We start from the raw sequence: 17,637 nt of genomic DNA on the forward strand, positions 1-17,637 counted from the left end.
CTACTTCTTGCCTTCGACCCACTTGCCGTCCACGTAGAACGCAGACCAACCGGTCGCCTTGCCGTCTTTTTCAGAGGAGACGTACTGCTGCTTGGTTTTACGGCTGAAACGCACCAGCGTTTTGTTGCCTTCGGCATCCGCCACCGGCGCATCGGCCAGATAGCGCAGTTTCTCCGGCAGACGATCCTTGAAGCGAGCCAGTTCTTCCACCAGCGGCGCGCGGGTCTCGCGCGATTTAGGGAAGGTGTTGGCCGCCAGGAACACGCCGGCAGCGCCGTCACGCAGCACGAAATAGGCGTCGGACTTCTCGCACGGCAGCTCCGGCAACGGCACCGGATCTTCCTTCGGCGGCGCCACATCGCCGTTACGCAGGATCTTGCGGGTGTTTTTGCAGTTCTCGTTGGTGCAGCCCATGTACTTGCCGAAACGCCCCATTTTCAGGTGCATTTCCGAACCGCACTTGTCGCACTCCACCACCGGGCCGTCATAGCCTTTCAGACGGAACTCGCCCTCTTCGATCTCATAGCCGTCACACGCCGGGTTGTTACCGCAGACGTGCAGCTTGCGCTGGTTATCGATCAGATAGCTGTCCATCGCCGTACCGCATTTCTGGCAGCGGCGGCGGGCGCGCAGCGCGTTGGTTTCCGCGTCGTCGCCTTCGAGGATGTTGAGCACTTCCGCTTCCGGCACCAGGTTGATGGTGGTTTTGCAACGTTCCTTCGGCGGCAGCGCGTAGCCGGAACAGCCGAGGAACACGCCGGTGCTGGCGGTACGGATGCCCATCTTGCGGCCGCAGGTCGGGCAATCGATGCTGGTCATCACCATCTGGTTAGGCCGCATGCCGCCTTCTTCCGGATCCTTCTCCGCCGTTTCCAGCTGCTCGCTGAAATCGACAAAGAACTCGTCCAGCACCGCTTTCCACTCGGCCTGGTTGTTGGCGACCTCATCGAGGCCGTCTTCCATGCGTGCGGTGAAGTCATAGTTCATCAGCTCGCGGAAATTTTCTTCCAGACGATCGGTGACGATCTCGCCCATTTTCTCGGCATAGAAGCGTCGGCTTTCCACCCGCACGTAACCGCGATCCTGAATGGTCGAGATGATGGAGGCGTAGGTGGACGGGCGGCCGATGCCGCGTTTTTCCAGCTCTTTCACCAGCGAGGCTTCGCTGTAGCGCGCCGGCGGCTTGGTGAAGTGCTGGCTCGGGATCAGTTTCTGCAGATCCAGCTCGCTGCCGATTTCGACGTATGGCAGGGTGCGATCTTCATCGCCCTTGCGCAGCGCCGGCATCACCTTGGTCCAACCGTCAAAGCGCAGCGTACGGCCCTTGGCGCGCAGCTGATAATCGCCGGCTTTCACCGTCAGCGTGGTGGAATCGTATTGCGCCGGCGTCATCTGGCAGGCGACGAACTGGCGCCAGATCAGCTGATACAGCTTCTGCGCGTCCGCTTCCATGTCTTTGAGCTGCTCGGCGAGCACGTTCACGTCCGAAGGACGGATCGCTTCGTGCGCTTCCTGCGAATTCTCTTTGCTGCTGTACTGATTCGGCGCCTTCGGCAGGTATTTATCGCCGAAGTTGTCGCCGATGTAGCCACGCACCATGTTGAGCGCATCCTGGCTCAGGTTGGTGGAATCGGTACGCATATAGGTGATGTGGCCGGCTTCATACAGCCGTTGCGCCATCATCATGGTTTTCTTCACGCCGAAGCTCAGGCGTGTACTGGCGGCCTGTTGCAGCGTGGAGGTAATGAAAGGCGCGCCCGGCTTGCTGCTGGTCGGTTTGTCTTCGCGATCCAGCACCGTGTAGCGGGCTTTTTCCAGCAACTTGACCGCGGCGTGCGTCTGCTCGCGGTTGACCGGCTTGAACGGTTTATCGTGCGCATGGGTCACTTCCATCTGCAGCGCGGTTTCACCCTTCGCCAGCAGATCGGCATGCAGTTCCCAGTACTCTTCCGGCACGAACGCCTTGATGTCGCGTTCGCGCTCAACCACCAGACGCACCGCCACCGACTGCACACGGCCGGCGGACAGGCCGCGGGCGATTTTCTTCCACAGCAGCGGCGAGACCATATAGCCCACCACGCGGTCCATAAACCGGCGCGCCTGCTGCGCGTTGACGCGATCAATGTTCAGCTCGCCCGGCTGTTTGAACGCCTGTTGGATCGCGTTTTTGGTGATTTCGTTAAACACCACGCGGCTAAAGCGTTTGTCATCGCCACCGATCACTTCCCGCAGGTGCCAGGCGATGGCTTCCCCTTCGCGGTCAAGGTCGGTTGCGAGATAAATGTGGTCGGCGTTTTCCGCCAACGATTTTAACTCGGCGACCACTTTTTCTTTACCCGGCAGGATTTCATAATGCGCTTTCCAGCCGTGGTAAGGGTCGACGCCCATGCGATTTACCAGCGCCGCCTTCTCATCTTTTTTAACTTTTTTCTTGGCTTTGTCTTCGGTTGAGTCAGCGCTCTTTTTGCTGGCTGAGCCACTGGTCGGCAAATCACGGATGTGACCGACGCTGGACTTCACCACGTAGTCACTTCCTAAATATTTATTAATAGTTTTGGCTTTTGCCGGGGACTCAACTATTACGAGAGCTTTACCCATATTTACCTTTACCTAATTTATTTCTTCTAAAAAGAAGTCTTTTATCTCGCCGTGCCGCGGCAATTCGTGTCTCTTTTTTTATATTGCGGCAGTCTGGCAAGAGATCAACAGATTTTTTTCTTTTGGTTGCCCAACTGCTCAACCTGAACGCAAGTTGTTGATCCTGCCTGCTATTCACCCATGCCCCAGAAGTATGGCTGTGTGAGTTTTATTCATGGCGTAAACAAAACCTTCCACCCGACGCCGCAAAATCCCACACTGTACCTGATAAAAAGCGTCACGCAACCTAATTAGCATGGAAAGTCCGATTTCGCCAACCGGCGGCCGCCCATGGCCATCCAGACGGCAAATAAACCTTAGTCGGTTTGCGGATAAAAGCGAACCGGCGTTAGAATATGCGCAGAGTTTTTAGTTTGGAGTCTAATAAATGCGCACGAATACTGCACCTATCGGCCGCGAGGCCCTGCTGGCGGAAGCAAATAACATCATCCGCCAACACGAAGATTATCTGCACGGCATGATCGCCACCGACGTTGAACAAAAAAGCGGCGTTTTAGTTTTTCGCGGCGAATACTTTTTGGATGCCGATGGATTGCCCACCGCCAAAACCACCGCGGTATTTAATATGTTTAAACATTTGGCTCACCTGCTTTCGGAAAAATACCACCTGGTCGATTAAGACAAGAAAACGGGGGCGCCTGGCCCCCGTTGATTCCCGCTCTCGTTGCCGTTACAACAACGGCTTTTCCCCACGCTGCCACCAGCGCAGCAGCAAACGATCGACGCTTTCCGCCGCGCTGCCGGTGAAGCGATCCATCAGGCGTTTGCGGCGCGTATAGCGCACGGCGATCACTTCGTGGTTATCCAGCTCGGCGATCAGCAAATCATCGCTGGTGCCGATGGCGTCGATCAGGCCCTTCTCTTTCGCCTGTGAACCGAACCAGTGCTCGCCGGTGGCGACGCTGTCGATGTCGAGCGACGGACGCTGCTCATGCACAAAGCGCTTGAACAGCTCGTGCGTTTCGTTCAGATCTTCTCGGAACTTCTCGCGCCCTTGTTCGGTGTTTTCGCCAAACAGCGTCAGCGTGCGTTTAAATTGCCCGGCGGTGTGCAACTCCACGTCGATATCGTTCTTTTTCAACAGGCGGTGGAAGTTCGGGATCTGCGCCACCACGCCGATGGAACCGATGATGGCGAACGGCGCCGCCACGATGCGATCCGCAACGCAAGCCATCATGTAGCCGCCGCTGGCCGCCACTTTATCCACCGCGACCGTCAGACGAATGCCGCCTTTGCGCAGTCGCTCCAACTGCGAAGCCGCCAGGCCGTAGCCGTGCACCACCCCGCCAGGGCTTTCCAGGCGCAACAGAACTTCATCCTGCGCCGACGCCACCGCCAGCACCGCCGAGATCTCTTCGCGCAGCGAGGTGACCTCGTGCGCGTCCATGCTGCCCTTGAAGTCCAGTACATACAGGCACGGCTTGGCCACTTCCACCGCGCCGGACTTGGCGCGCTGTTTCTTCAATTTGTCATCAGATTTAGTCTGCTTTTTGAACTGTTTCAGCCAAACCTTCTGCTCGGCGGCATCCATGCGCGCCAGGCGCATATCGCGCTGCATCTCGCGATACTGTTCGCCGAGATCGGTCAGCTGCAGCTCCCCTTTCTGGCGGCTCTTGCGTTGCCCCAAACTGACCGCCAGGATGGCCAACGCGGCGATGGCGAGCACCACCGTGGCGACCTTGGCCAGAAACAGGCCATAAACAGATATAAACTCCACAGATTCCGCCTTTATTTACAGGTTGTTAGTATGCTTATTTCCATTTTAGCCAACCGCAGCGGCTGCTGTCGCGGCTAAATGAAAATTCATTGCGCACAGAGCATCACTATGGGGACGATTTACGGCCGAACCAAGCCGCCACCGCCGCGCTTTTGTTACAAAAGAATGCCATTTCAGCCTGCTACGCATTGAAAATGCCCGCGGATTAAGGCATATAACACCCATTATTCATCAATATGATGAGACGGATTCGCTGCGCGGCCCGCAGACGGTCGAGCCTTCGCTCCCGCCCCGGCCGCGCGTTTCACCCTTGCTCCCCGATATCTGCGGGAGAACAGCCACCCAGGCGAGGATTTATCGTGCATTACCAACCCAAACAAGATCTGCTCGAACAACGTATCATTTTGGTCACCGGCGCCGGCGACGGCATCGGCCGTGAAGCGGCGCTGACCTACGCGCGCTTCGGCGCCCAGTTGGTGCTGCTGGGGCGCACCGAGAGCAAACTGCTGGCGGTACAACAAGAGATCGCAGCCCAGGGCGGTGCCCCGGCCCTGGTGGTGACGCTGGACTTGCTGCACGCCACTCAGGAGCAATGCCGGCAGATAGCCGACGATCTGGCACGCCAGATCCCCCGCCTTGACGGCGTGCTGCACAACGCCGGCCTGCTCGGCGACATCGCGCCGATGGCCGACCTGTCGATGACCATGTGGCAAGAAGTGATGCAGGTTAACGTCAACGCCACCTTTATGCTGACTCAGGCGCTGCTGCCGCTGCTGCTGAAATCCCACGCAGGTTCACTGGTGTTCACCAGCTCCAGCGTCGGGCGTACCGGCCGCGCAAACTGGGGTGCCTATGCGGTGTCGAAGTTCGCCACCGAGGGCATGATGCAGGTGTTGGCCGACGAGTACAAAAACCGCAATCTGCGGGTGAACTGCATCAATCCGGGCGGCACTCGCACCAAAATGCGCGCATCTGCCTTCCCGCACGAAGACAAGAACAAGCTGAAAACCCCGACCGATATCATGCCGCTGTATCTGTATTTGATGGGCGAAGACAGCCGCCGCAAAACCGGCATGAGCTTCGACGCGCAGCCGAACCGCAAACCCGGCGCAGCCGAATAAGCAGGAGCGTTTCATGGCGGAAGATCGTCATCAACAGCGCCAGCAGCGCCTGAAAGAACAGGTCGATGCGCGCATCGCCGCGGCGCAGGACACCCGCGGCCTGCTGCTGGTGTTTACCGGCAACGGCAAAGGCAAAACCACCGCCGCCTTCGGCACCGTCACCCGCGCGGTCGGCCACGGCATGCGCGCCGGGGTGATCCAGTTCATCAAGGGCGAATGGCCCAATGGCGAAAAGAATCTGCTGCAGCAACACGGCGTTGAATTTCAGGTGATGGCCACCGGTTTCACCTGGGAAACGCAGAACAAGGCCGGCGACACCGCCGCCTGCCAGGCGGTGTGGCAGCACGGCAAACGCATGCTGGCCGACAGCAGCCTGGATCTGGTGCTGCTGGACGAAGTGACCTACATGCTGACCTACGGCTATCTGGAACTGGAAGAGCTGAAGGAAGCGCTCCTGCAACGCCCTGCGCATCAAACGGTGATCCTGACCGGGCGCGGCTGCCATCGCGATCTGCTGGAACTGGCGGATACGGTCACGGAGATGCGGCCGGTGAAACACGCGTTCGACGCGGGCGTGAAGGCGCAACAAGGGATCGATTGGTAACAAAACGTTCTGGCCCCGAACGGGGCCAGAATGGCGGGATTAGCTGCGTTTGCTTGGCTTGCCTGGTTTGCTGCCTGGTGCACTGCGGCGGCCGCTGCCGGCCACCTGCGAGTGGCGCTTGACCGCGCGGCGGATCTGGTTGGCCTTCACGCGGCGGCGCTCACGCTCCACCGGCATTTTGCTGACCGTTTCCGGTTTCAACTCCACCAGCTCGCGCAGGTAGTTGATCGCCGGCAGATCCAGTTCGGCCCAGCCGCCGCGCGGCAGGCCTTTCGGCAGATCGATGTCGCCGTAACGCACGCGGATCAGGCGGCTCACCTGCACGCCCACCGCTTCCCACAGGCGACGCACTTCACGGTTGCGGCCTTCGGTCAGGGTCACGTTGTACCACTGATTGAGGCCTTCACCGCCCTGGAAGCTGATGGTGCGGAAGGCGGCCGGGCCGTCTTCCAATTGCACGCCTTTGCTCAGCTGCTTCACTTTCGCATCGTCGACCTGGCCGAACACGCGCACCGCGTATTCGCGCTCCACTTCACGGCTCGGGTGCATCAGACGGTTGGCCAGTTCACCATCGGTAGTGAACAGCAGCAGACCGGAGGTGTTGACGTCCAGGCGCCCTACCGCCACCCAGCGCGAACCGCGCAGCTTCGGCAGGCGATCGAACACCGTCGGGCGGCCTTCAGGATCGCTGCGGGTACACAGCTCGCCTTCCGGTTTGTAGTAAGCCAGCACCCGGCAAACCACCTCTTCGGACTCTTTGATCGACAGGACATGACCGTCCAGACGAATTTTCATCGCCGGGGTCACTTCAACGCGATCGCCCAGCTTGGCGACCTTGCCGTCGACGCTGACGCGCCCGGCTTCAATCATGGTTTCGATTTCACGACGCGAGCCATGCCCGGCGCGCGCTAAAACTTTCTGTAACTTTTCGCTCATTGAGCAACCTCTAATGTCGCCTTCACAGGCGTCGGGGGGATAACCGCCGCGGCCAATCGCCACCACGGTAATAATACGTTTATCAGGATCGAACCGCGTATTATACAGGCTTTCTAAGGTGTTGAAACCCACTTTATCGGCGGTGGCCCCCACAGGCGGCGTTCACGGCGCCAAAAAATCCTCCACTGCCCACAGCACCGCGTCAGGCCGTTCCAGAATACCGAGGTGAGTGCGGGCCTCCCCTAGACGCACCACGGAGAAAAACGGCTGCTCGGCGGCAAATGCCTGCTGTTGCCGCAAATAGTCGTCGCGGCGATCCAACGAGTAGATGTGCCGGCACGGCGGCGGCGCGCTCATGCCCGCCAGGCGTTGCAGCGGCGAGCCGAATTGCCGGTAGGCATGTTCGATGGCCACCCCGGCGGCACGCCAAAGCCGGTAATCCTCCTGCGCCATCTCGACCTCCAGATGGCGTTTGACCCGATCGTGGCGGATACCGCCCTGCCAAAAGTCGAACAAGGCGTCGCGTGCCGCCAGCCACTGCTGCGGTTGCTGCATGCGGCTCACCGCCGTAAAGAACGCCGGCTCCGGCCGCGTCATGATCCAGTCGAGAAACACCATGCCCCGTACCCGTTGCGGCAACGCTTCGGCCAACGCTACCGCCAGCCAGCTGGCGTGCGCCACCGACAGAGTGACCGCGTTATCCAAACGCAGCGCCGTCAGAAGTTGGCGCACATCCTCCAGCAAGTCGTCCGCCGTCAGCGACATCTCCGTGGCTTTTGACGACAGGCCATGGCCGCGCCAGTCGATGCTGATCACCCGATAGCGTTCGGCCGCCAGAGCGATGAACGGCTCAAACACGGTTTTCGGTTCGCACCAGCCGGGCAGCAACACCAACGTGAGCGGCCCTGAGCCGACATCCTGATAGTCGAGTATCATGTTGGCACTGTGAAATGCGGTCATATTACCTCCTGCGCGTCTCTCCCCGACCCGTTCGGGGAATACCGACGGGGATAAGGTGACAGCGCAGCAGGTATTGATCTATTGAAGTTCGTGCGGAAAGCCCCCTGGGCGCACCTTATGAAAAAATGCGCACTAATTGGAATGGGAACTTAATGACGCACGCAGGGATAGGCGGCACTTAACGCCAGCATGATCACCGACGGTGCGGAATAATGCAGTTGCTCAGGATGCTCGTTCAAATACTGCATCACCGCGTCGGCGGCTACGCCGATGCTCATCCCGGCTTCCGGGCAGATATTGCGATTGCCCTGCATGGAATAAGTATCGAATACGCCGGCGACGTATCCCATGAACATGCCGCCATTCAGCGCTTCGGCCACGGTGGCTTCACCGCTTTTATTTTTTACGTAACCGCTGGATTCCGCCAGCAGACCACTGCCCGAATAAAACCCCGCATTTGCCATTGAGGAAAATAATAAGGCCGCTAAAAAAGAAACCTGTTTAATCATTGCTGCGCATCCTGCCCATTATCAATTCTGAAGTCTTCAAGAATAGCGGCTTTCACGCGAAATAGCGTCGCTTCAGCCGATTTTCAGACAATGGGCAAGGTGGCAACAATTGACATCAACGGAAGGGCGCCGCGTCGCCCGCCCCCTCACGCACCACTTCCGGCGAGGATTCGGTCAGATCGATCACCGTGGTCGGCTGTTGGCCGAGGAAGCCGCCGTGGATCACCAGATCGACCACCTTGCCCAAATGATCGTTGATCTCTTCCGGATCGGACTCGGCAAAATCATTGCCCGGCAGCATCAGGGTGGTGGACATCATCGGTTCGTTCAGCGCCTCCAGCAGCGCCAATGCGATCGGGTTCGACGGCACGCGCAGGCCGATGGTTTTGCGCTTTTCATTCATCAGGCGGCGCGGCACTTCTTTGGTCGCTTTCAGAATGAAGGTGTAGTTGCCCGGCGTATTGTTTTTAATCAGGCGGAACGCCGTATTATCGACGTGCGCATAAGTCGACAACTCGGACAGATCGCGGCACATCAGGGTGAAATTGTGGTTGCCGTCCAACTGACGGATGCGGCAAATGCGTTCCATCGCCGCCTTCTCCTCCAACATGCAACCCAGCGCGTAGCCGGAATCGGTGGGATAAACGATCACCCCGCCCTTGCGCAGCACCTCAACCGCCTGGTTAATCAAACGCGGCTGTGGGTTGTCCGGGTGAATATAAAAAAGCTGACTCATGACTTGCTCCTAAAAATGATGCCCGCGCGCGTTGCCACGCGCGAAAAATCAGACCGCCTCGCCAGGCTGCGGCCAATCGCGCCACACCGGCTCGACCCCGCCCGGCAGCCACAGTTTGCGGCCCAGTTCGATCCACGAACAAGGCTGATGAAAATCAGATCCTTGCGAGGCCAACAGGCGGTAGTCCTGGGCGTATTTCGCCAACTGCGAGCGCTCATGCGGCGCCTGCTGACACTGCGCCACTTCCATGGCGTCGCCGCCGTGTTCGGCGAAATGCGCCAGCAAACGTTTCAACCACTTCGCGGTCAGATCGTAACGGCCGGGATGCGCTATCACCGCCTGGCCGCCCGATTGATGAATCGCATCAATGGCTTGTTCTATTGTACACCACTGCGGCGGCACGTAGCCGGTTTTGCCTTTGGCCAGATATTTCTTGAACACCTGCGCCATGTTGTCCGCCACGCCAATCTCCACCAGGTAACGGGCGAAATGGCCGCGGGTCACCGCACCGGCCCCCGCTAACCGCTGGGCGCCGGCATAGGCGTCGGGAATGCGCGCTTTACCCAGACGCGCGCCGATCTCCTGCGCCCGCCGGTTGCGACGTTCGGTTTGTTCCGCCAATAGCGCCACCAGCGCCGGGTGCGCGACGTCCATGCCCAACCCAACGATATGAATTTCATGGTTTTCCCACAGCGTCGAGATTTCCACCCCGTTGACCAGCCGCAGCGGCAACGCCTGCTCCGCAATAGCGGCGGCGGCCTCGGCCAGCCCGGCGGTGGTGTCGTGATCGGTGATCGCCAGCACACCCACGCGCATCTCTACCGCCCGCAGCACCAGCTGCGTCGGCGTCAGGTAGCCATCGGAGGCGGTCGTGTGGCTGTGGAGATCGTACAGAGTAAAAGCGGTGGATGGGGGGTTACTGTCTGTCAAAACGGCTATCCGGCAATGGCTTGGCTTTCTATCATACCCGCGATCGGCGGCCGGACGGAAATCTATTCTGCGCCAGGCAGACGATGAATAGAATTCACGCTGATCGCTAAAACATTGTGCAAAAAGAGGGTTGACTTTGCCTTCTCGAACCAGTTAACTAGTACACAAGTTCACGGCAACGGCCGTGTCGGATGAGAGTTAACAAAGAGAGTCTGCAAATGAACACATACATTTCTCTTCACGGTTGGTGGCGTACCTCCCTCTTGCGGGCGGTGTAATCGCGCATAGCTGTCATCTGACAATGCAGATTTCCTGAGCCCGCACCTGATGCGGGCTTTTTTATGGACAGAATTCACTGGAACCACCGATGATGAACACCAAACCACAATTGACACTACTGAAGGCGCAAGCCAGCTACCGGGGCGATCCCACCACCCTTTTCCACCAGCTGTGCGGCGCCCGTCCGGCCACCCTGCTGCTGGAGTCGGCGGAAATCAACAGCAAACAGAATCTGCAGAGCCTGCTGGTCATCGACAGCGCGCTGCGCATTACCGCACTGGGCCACACCGTCAGCGTGCAGGCGCTGACCGCCAACGGCGCGGCGCTGCTGCCGCTGCTGGACGAAGCGCTGCCGCCCGAGGTGCGCAATCAGGCACGCCCTAACGGCCGCGAACTGACCTTCCCGGCGATCGACGCGGTGCAGGACGAAGACGCCCGCCTGCGTTCACTGTCGGTGTTCGACGCGCTGCGCACGCTGCTGACGCTGGTCGACTCTCCGGCGGACGAGCGCGAAGCCGTGATGCTGGGCGGCCTGTTCGCCTATGATTTGGTCGCCGGTTTTGAAAACCTGCCGGCGCTGCGCCAGGATCAGCGTTGCCCGGACTTCTGCTTCTATCTGGCGGAAACTCTGCTGGTGCTGGATCACCAGCGCGGCTCGGCCCGCCTGCAGGCCAGCGTCTTCAGCGAACAAACGAGCGAGACACAGCGCCTGCAGCAGCGTCTGGAACAGCTGCAGGCCGAGTTGCAACAACCCCCGCAGCCGATCCCGCACCAAAAGCTGGAGAACATGCAGCTGAGCTGTAACCAGAGCGACGAAGAGTACGGCGCGGTAGTCAGCGAGCTGCAGGAAGCGATCCGCCACGGCGAGATTTTCCAGGTGGTGCCGTCGCGCCGTTTTTCCCTGCCATGCCCGGCGCCGCTGGCGGCCTACCAAACCTTAAAAGACAACAACCCCAGCCCGTACATGTTCTTCATGCAGGATGATGACTTCACCCTGTTCGGCGCTTCGCCGGAGAGCGCGCTGAAATACGATGCGGGCAATCGCCAAATCGAAATCTACCCGATCGCCGGCACCCGCCCGCGCGGCCGCCGTGCCGATGGGTCGCTGGATTTGGATCTCGACAGCCGCATCGAGCTGGAAATGCGCACCGACCACAAAGAGCTGGCCGAGCACCTGATGCTGGTCGATCTGGCGCGCAACGATCTGGCGCGCATCTGCCAGGCCGGTAGCCGCTACGTGGCCGACCTGACCAAAGTGGATCGCTATTCATTCGTCATGCACCTGGTTTCCCGCGTGGTGGGCACCCTGCGCGCCGATCTCGACGTGCTGCACGCCTACCAGGCCTGCATGAACATGGGCACCCTCAGCGGCGCGCCGAAAGTGCGGGCGATGCAGCTGATCGCCGCCTCCGAAGGCACGCGCCGCGGCAGCTACGGCGGCGCAGTGGGCTACTTCACCGCCACCGGCGATCTGGATACCTGCATCGTCATTCGCTCCGCCTACGTTGAAGATGGCATCGCCACCGTGCAAGCCGGTGCCGGCGTGGTGCTGGATTCCGTCCCGCAGGCGGAAGCCGACGAAACCCGTAATAAAGCCCGTGCCGTGCTGCGCGCCATCGCCACTGCGCACCATGCCAAGGAGGTGTTCTGATGGCCGATATCCTGCTGCTCGACAACGTCGATTCCTTTACCTACAACCTGGTCGATCAGCTGCGCGCCAGCGGCCACCAGGTGGTGATTTACCGTAATCAGATCGCCGCCGAGGTGATCATCGAGCGTCTGCAACAGATGGAACAGCCGGTGCTGATGCTGTCGCCCGGCCCTGGCGCCCCTTCCGAAGCGGGCTGTATGCCGGAACTGCTGCAACGCCTGCGCGGCCAACTGCCGATCATCGGCATCTGTCTCGGCCACCAGGCGATTGTCGAAGCCTATGGCGGCCAGGTCGGCCAGGCGGGCGAGATCCTGCACGGCAAAGCCTCGGCGATCGCTCACGATGGCGAAGGCATGTTCGCCGGCATGGCCAATCCGCTGCCGGTGGCGCGCTACCACTCGCTGGTCGGCAGCAATATCCCGGCCGATCTCACCGTCAACGCCCGTTTCGGCGAAATGGTGATGGCAGTGCGCGACGACCGCCGCCGCGTGTGCGGCTTCCAGTTCCACCCGGAATCGATTCTGACCACCCACGGCGCGCGCCTGCTTGAGCAGACCCTGGCCTGGGCGCTGGCGAAGTAATATAAGGAACACGACGATGCAACCTATTCTTGAGAAACTGTACCGCGCCGAGTCGATGAGCCAGCAGGAAAGCCAACAGCTGTTCAGCGCCATCGTGCGCGGCGAGCTGGAGCCGAGCCAACTGGCGGCGGCGTTGATCAGCATGAAAGTCCGCGGCGAGCGCCCGGAAGAGATAGCCGGCGCCGCCAAAGCGCTGCTGGACGACGCTCAGCCGTTCCCGCGCCCTGACTATCTGTTCGCCGATATCGTCGGCACCGGCGGCGACGGCACCAACAGCATCAATATTTCCACCGCCAGCGCCTTCGTGGCGGCGGCGTGCGGCGCGAAGATCGCCAAACACGGCAACCGCAGCGTTTCCAGCCGTTCCGGCTCTTCGGATCTGCTGGCGGCGTTCGGTATCCGTCTGGATCTGCCGGCGGAAGAAGCGCGCAAGGCGTTGGACGATCTTGGCGTGTGCTTCCTGTTCGCGCCGCAGTACCACACTGGTTTTCGTCACGCCATGCCGGTGCGCCAGCAGCTGAAAACCCGCACGCTGTTCAACGTGCTGGGCCCGCTGATCAACCCGGCGCGTCCGCCGCTGGCGCTGATCGGCGTTTACAGCCCGGAACTGGTGCTGCCGATTGCCGAAACCCTGCGCGTGCTGGGTTATCAGCGTGCGGCGGTGGTTCACGGCGGCGGCATGGACGAGGTGGCGATCCACGCCCCGACGCACGTGGCGGAATTGAACAACGGCGAAATCAGCAGCTACCAGCTCACGCCGCAGTCCTTCGGATTGGAAACCTATCCGCTGGAAGCCTTGCTGGGTGGTACGCCGGAAGAAAACCGTGACATTTTGGCGCGGCTGTTACAAGGTAAAGGCGAGCCGGCGCACGCCGCGGCGGTCGCGGCCAACGTCGCGTTGCTTCTGAAGTTATTCGGACATGAAGACCTGCGCCAAAATGCGCGGCAGGCACTGGATATGATCAACAGCGGGCAGGCCTATGAGCGTGTCATCGCACTGGCGGCAAGAGGATAAATGATGCAGGAAACCGTGCTACACAAGATTGTCCGCGACAAAGCGCAATGGATCGCGGCGCGACAACAGCAACAGCCCCTGGCCGGCTTTCAGAACGACATCGTGCCGAGTGAACGCAGTTTCTATCACGCGCTGCAGGGCACCCGGACGGCTTTCATTCTCGAATGCAAGAAGGCCTCGCCTTCCAAAGGGCTGATTCGCGAGAACTTTGATCCGGTAGAGATCGCCACGGTGTATAAAGATTTCGCCTCGGCGATCTCGGTGCTGACCGACGAGAAATACTTCCAGGGCAGCTTCGATTTCCTGCCGCTGGTCAGTAAAGCCGTCAGCCAACCGGTGTTGTGCAAAGACTTTATCATCGATCCGTATCAGATTTACCTGGCGCGCTACTATCAGGCCGATGCCATCCTGCTGATGCTGTCGGTGTTGACCGACGACCAGTATCGCCAACTGGCGGCGGTAGCCCACAGCCTGAATATGGGCGTGCTGACCGAAGTGATCAGTGAAGAAGAACTGCAGCGCGCGATCGCGCTGGAAGCGCGCGTGGTCGGCATCAACAACCGCGATCTGCGCGATCTGAGCATCGATCTGAACCGCACCCGCCAGCTGGCGCCGCGCGTGCCGCATGGCGTGACGGTGATCAGCGAGTCAGGCATCAACAACTATGGGCAGATCCGCGAGCTGAGCCATTACGCCAACGGCTTCCTGATCGGCAGCGCGCTGATGTCGGAACCCGATCTGCGCGCCGCCGTGCGCCGCGTGATCCTCGGCGACAACAAAGTGTGCGGCCTGACCCGTCCGCAGGACGCCGCCGCCGCCTATCAGGCCGGCGCCATCTACGGCGGGCTAATCTTCGTCGGCCGTTCGCCGCGCTATGTGGACATCACCCGCGCCCGCGAAGTGATCTCCGGCGCGCCGCTGAAGTATGTCGGCGTGTTCTGCGACGCCCAGCTCGATACCGTGGCGTTGACCGTTGAGCGCCTCGGGCTGCATGCGGTGCAACTGCACGGCGCGGAGGACCAGGCCTATATCAGCGCCCTGCGCGCCCATTTGCCGGCCGATTGCCGCATCTGGAAAGCGCTGAGCGTGAAAGATCGGGTGCCGGCGCGCGATCTGCAGCATGTCGATCGCTACCTGCTCGACAACGGCGCCGGCGGCACCGGCCAACGCTTCGACTGGTCGGTATTGCAAGGCGAAGATCTGACTAACGTGATGCTGGCGGGCGGCCTGCGCGCCGACAACTGCGTCGAAGCGGCCAAGCTCGGCTGCGCCGGGCTGGACTTCAACTCCGGCGTGGAAAGCGAACCGGGCATCAAAGATCCCGCGCGCCTGGCCTCGGTCTTCCAGACCCTGCGCGCCTACTGAATACGGCTCTATATTAATAACGGATAATAACGGGAACTCTCATGACGCTGCTTAACCCCTACTTCGGCGAATTTGGTGGCCAATACGTGCCGCAAATTCTGATGCCGGCCCTGAAACAACTGGAAGAAGCCTTTGTCAGCGCCCAGCGCGATCCGGCGTTTCAGGCGGAATTTATCGATCTGTTGAAGAACTACGCGGGCCGCCCGACGGCGCTGACGCTGTGCAAAAACCTCACTGCCGGCAGCAACACCAAGCTTTATCTGAAGCGTGAAGACCTGCTGCACGGCGGCGCACACAAGACCAACCAGGTGCTGGGTCAGGCCTTGCTGGCCAAGCGCATGGGCAAAACCGAGATCATCGCGGAAACCGGCGCCGGCCAACACGGCGTCGCGTCGGCGCTGGCCTGCGCGCTGCTCGGCATGAAATGCCGCATCTATATGGGCGCCAAAGACGTTGAGCGCCAGTCGCCGAACGTCTTCCGCATGCGGCTGATGGGCGCGGAAGTGATCCCGGTGCACAGCGGCTCCGCTACGCTGAAAGACGCCTGCAACGAAGCGCTGCGCGACTGGTCCGGCAGCTATGAAACCGCCCACTATATGCTCGGCACCGCCGCCGGCCCGCACCCGTACCCCACCATCGTGCGTGAATTCCAGCGCATGATCGGCGAAGAAACCAAAGCGCAGGTGCTGGAGCGCGAAGGCCGCCTGCCGGATGCCGTCATCGCCTGCGTCGGCGGCGGCTCCAACGCCATCGGCATGTTCGCCGACTTTATCGATGACGCCGAAGTGGGTCTGATCGGCGTGGAACCCGCCGGTCTGGGCATCGAAACCGGTCAGCACGGCGCGCCGCTCAAGCACGGCCACGTCGGCATCTACTTCGGCATGAAAGCGCCGATGATGCAGACCGCCGAAGGCCAGATTGAAGAATCCTATTCAATCTCCGCCGGGTTGGACTTCCCGTCCGTCGGGCCGCAGCACGCCTTCCTGAACAGTATCGGCCGCGCAGAATACGTGTCGATCACCGACGACGAAGCGCTGGAAGCGTTCAAGGCGCTGTCGCGCCATGAAGGCATCATCCCGGCGCTGGAATCCTCACACGCCCTGGCGCACGCGCTGAAAATGATCCGTGAAACGCCGCAGAAAGAACAGATCCTGGTGGTCAACCTGTCCGGCCGCGGCGACAAAGACATATTTACCGTTCACGACATTTTGAAAGCACGGGGAGAAATCTGATGGAACGTTATCAGCAACTGTTCAAACGCCTGGAAAGCAACAAGGAAGGCGCCTTCGTCCCGTTCGTGACGCTGGGCGATCCTAATCCGACGCTGTCGCTGCAGATTATCGACACCCTGATCGAAGCGGGCGCGGATGCGCTGGAGCTGGGCATCCCCTTCTCCGATCCGCTGGCGGATGGCCCAACCATCCAGAGCGCGACGCTGCGCGCTTTCGCCGCCGGCGTCACGCCGACTCAGTGCTTCGAGATGCTGGCGGCCATCCGCCAGAAGCACCCGACCATTCCCATCGGCCTGCTGATGTACGCTAATCTGGTGTTCCATAAAGGCATCGATGGGTTTTACCAACGCTGCGCCGAAGTGGGCGTGGATTCGGTGCTGGTCGCCGACGTGCCGTTTGAAGAGTCTGCGCCGTTCCGCGCCGCCGCCGCTCGTCACGGTATCGCACCCATCTTCATCTGCCCGCCGAACGCCGATGACGATCTGCTGCGCGAAATCGCTTCGCACGGCCGCGGCTATACCTACCTGCTGTCGCGCGCCGGCGTCACCGGCACCGAAAGCCGGGCGCAGCTGCCGCTGCATCACCTGGTGAACAAGCTGCGCGAGTATCATGCCGCGCCGCCGCTGCAGGGCTTCGGCATCTCCGAGCCCGAGCAGGTGAAGGCCGCGCTGCAGGCCGGGGCCGCCGGCGCGATCTCCGGCTCGGCCATCGTCAAAATCATCGAACAGCACCATGCCAACCCGACGGAGATGCTGACCAGGCTGGCGGCCTTCGTCAGCAATATGAAGCGCGCCACCCGGGCGTGATCCTCTCCAGCGAGCGCCCCGCCGGCGCTCGCTTTAACAGCTTGTTTCCCCTCAAAGTTTGTTCCATTTATTTACAGCAAAAATTTGAACAAACGCAGGTCTTGTCTCACAATGAACTTTGTTCGCTATGCATTTCTTCGTTTGATTTGGGGAATGCGCTCGCTGCGGCGAAAAACCGTACGAGTTTCAACCATAACATTGCATGGAGAGTAATTTATGAAGCTTTTTAAAACCCTTTCGGCCTTGTGCATGGCCGCCGTTGTGGCGGTCGCGGTGAGCGCTTGCGCGCCGACGGCGAAATCTGAGGGAACGGGCGGTTATATCGATGACACGGTGATCACCACCAAAGTGAAATCGGCACTGCTGGCGGATAAAAACATCAAGTCACGTGAGATCAGCGTGGAAACCTTTAAAGGGCGCGTTCAGCTGAGCGGTTTCGTGACGTCCAGCGATGACGCCAATCGTGCGGTGCAGGTCACTCGCGGCGTTGCCGGCGTGAAATCTGTTGAAAACGTGATGCAACTTAAATAATACCGA

15 protein-coding genes, 1 pseudogene and 1 other annotated feature are annotated in these 17,637 nt (G+C 60.3%); of the genes and pseudogenes, 9 read left to right on the plus strand and 7 right to left on the minus strand.

The window, feature by feature from the left end:
- Nucleotides 1–2,598 carry a type I DNA topoisomerase gene (topA, locus tag MMS95_RS13695; RefSeq protein WP_004930691.1) on the minus strand — a complete coding sequence of 866 codons (2,598 nt, stop codon included), beginning with the start codon at nt 2,596–2,598 and terminating at the stop codon, nt 1–3.
- A 427-nt stretch (nt 2,599–3,025) separates the two neighbouring features.
- Between topA and MMS95_RS13700 the strand changes: the two genes are divergently transcribed.
- The gene (locus MMS95_RS13700; protein WP_004930700.1) at nt 3,026–3,277 is read left to right on the plus strand and encodes a YciN family protein; all 252 of its coding nucleotides are present in this window, start codon (nt 3,026–3,028) and stop codon (nt 3,275–3,277) included.
- A 51-nt stretch (nt 3,278–3,328) separates the two neighbouring features.
- On the opposite strand, the gene sohB is transcribed toward MMS95_RS13700, so the two are convergent.
- The gene (sohB, locus tag MMS95_RS13705; protein ID WP_004930703.1) at nt 3,329–4,375 is read right to left on the minus strand and encodes a protease SohB; all 1,047 of its coding nucleotides are present in this window, start codon (nt 4,373–4,375) and stop codon (nt 3,329–3,331) included.
- A gap of 359 nt (nt 4,376–4,734) precedes the next feature.
- On the opposite strand from sohB, the gene MMS95_RS13710 reads away from it, so the two are divergent.
- Both MMS95_RS13710 and cobO read left to right on the plus strand, forming a co-directional pair.
- Nucleotides 4,735–5,496: a YciK family oxidoreductase gene (locus tag MMS95_RS13710; RefSeq protein WP_082996732.1), complete on the plus strand. Its 762-nt coding sequence runs from the start codon at nt 4,735–4,737 to the stop codon at nt 5,494–5,496.
- A gap of 13 nt (nt 5,497–5,509) precedes the next feature.
- Nucleotides 5,510–6,100 carry a cob(I)yrinic acid a,c-diamide adenosyltransferase gene (cobO, locus tag MMS95_RS13715; RefSeq protein WP_004930707.1) on the plus strand — a complete coding sequence of 197 codons (591 nt, stop codon included), beginning with the start codon at nt 5,510–5,512 and terminating at the stop codon, nt 6,098–6,100.
- A 39-nt stretch (nt 6,101–6,139) separates the two neighbouring features.
- On the opposite strand, the gene rluB is transcribed toward cobO, so the two are convergent.
- From rluB to MMS95_RS13740, 5 genes are all read right to left on the minus strand, one after another.
- Nucleotides 6,140–7,036: a 23S rRNA pseudouridine(2605) synthase RluB gene (gene rluB / locus MMS95_RS13720; RefSeq protein WP_015378049.1), complete on the minus strand. Its 897-nt coding sequence runs from the start codon at nt 7,034–7,036 to the stop codon at nt 6,140–6,142.
- Nucleotides 7,037–7,198: 162 nt separating this feature from the next.
- Complete coding sequence (locus MMS95_RS13725) at nt 7,199–7,996, minus strand: alpha/beta hydrolase (RefSeq protein ID WP_156865947.1); 798 nt, start codon at nt 7,994–7,996, stop codon at nt 7,199–7,201.
- A 149-nt stretch (nt 7,997–8,145) separates the two neighbouring features.
- Nucleotides 8,146–8,505, minus strand: coding sequence for a Rap1a/Tai family immunity protein (locus MMS95_RS13730; RefSeq protein WP_004932057.1), 360 nt, complete (start codon nt 8,503–8,505; stop codon nt 8,146–8,148).
- Between the two features lie 115 nt (nt 8,506–8,620).
- Complete coding sequence (locus MMS95_RS13735) at nt 8,621–9,241, minus strand: L-threonylcarbamoyladenylate synthase (protein ID WP_004932058.1); 621 nt, start codon at nt 9,239–9,241, stop codon at nt 8,621–8,623.
- A gap of 48 nt (nt 9,242–9,289) precedes the next feature.
- Nucleotides 9,290–10,171 (minus strand): PHP domain-containing protein, encoded by an 882-nt coding sequence (locus MMS95_RS13740; RefSeq protein WP_015378064.1) that lies wholly within the window; start codon nt 10,169–10,171, stop codon nt 9,290–9,292.
- 239 nt (nt 10,172–10,410) lie between these two features.
- Nucleotides 10,411–10,514: a sequence feature (Trp leader region), on the plus strand.
- Nucleotides 10,515–10,538: 24 nt separating this feature from the next.
- Between MMS95_RS13740 and MMS95_RS13745 the strand changes: the two genes are divergently transcribed.
- The 6 genes and pseudogenes from MMS95_RS13745 (at nt 10,539) to MMS95_RS13770 (ending at nt 17,631) form a co-directional block, all read left to right on the plus strand.
- On the plus strand, nt 10,539–12,101 hold the full coding sequence (locus tag MMS95_RS13745) for an anthranilate synthase component 1 (RefSeq protein WP_156865946.1): 1,563 nt from the start codon (nt 10,539–10,541) through the stop codon (nt 12,099–12,101).
- Nucleotides 12,101–13,697: pseudogene (gene trpD / locus MMS95_RS13750) on the plus strand (bifunctional anthranilate synthase glutamate amidotransferase component TrpG/anthranilate phosphoribosyltransferase TrpD). The gene MMS95_RS13745 and the pseudogene trpD overlap by 1 nt, the downstream one beginning before the upstream one ends.
- 3 nt (nt 13,698–13,700) lie before the next feature.
- Nucleotides 13,701–15,062, plus strand: coding sequence for a bifunctional indole-3-glycerol-phosphate synthase TrpC/phosphoribosylanthranilate isomerase TrpF (trpCF, locus tag MMS95_RS13755; RefSeq protein ID WP_080497461.1), 1,362 nt, complete (start codon nt 13,701–13,703; stop codon nt 15,060–15,062).
- Nucleotides 15,063–15,103: 41 nt separating this feature from the next.
- Nucleotides 15,104–16,294, plus strand: a complete 1,191-nt coding sequence (gene trpB, locus MMS95_RS13760; protein ID WP_242141787.1) for a tryptophan synthase subunit beta — start codon at nt 15,104–15,106, stop codon at nt 16,292–16,294.
- Entirely contained in the window at nt 16,294–17,100 is an 807-nt protein-coding gene (trpA, locus tag MMS95_RS13765; RefSeq protein WP_021503826.1) for a tryptophan synthase subunit alpha, read from the plus strand. Before trpB ends, trpA begins: the two co-directional genes overlap by 1 nt.
- Nucleotides 17,101–17,316: 216 nt before the next feature.
- Entirely contained in the window at nt 17,317–17,631 is a 315-nt protein-coding gene (locus MMS95_RS13770; RefSeq protein WP_004932073.1) for a BON domain-containing protein, read from the plus strand.
- Nucleotides 17,632–17,637 lie beyond the last annotated feature (6 nt).

This window comes from Serratia sp. PGPR-27 (assembly GCF_022678525.1).
Classification (GTDB): Bacteria; Pseudomonadota; Gammaproteobacteria; order Enterobacterales; family Enterobacteriaceae; genus Serratia; species Serratia nematodiphila.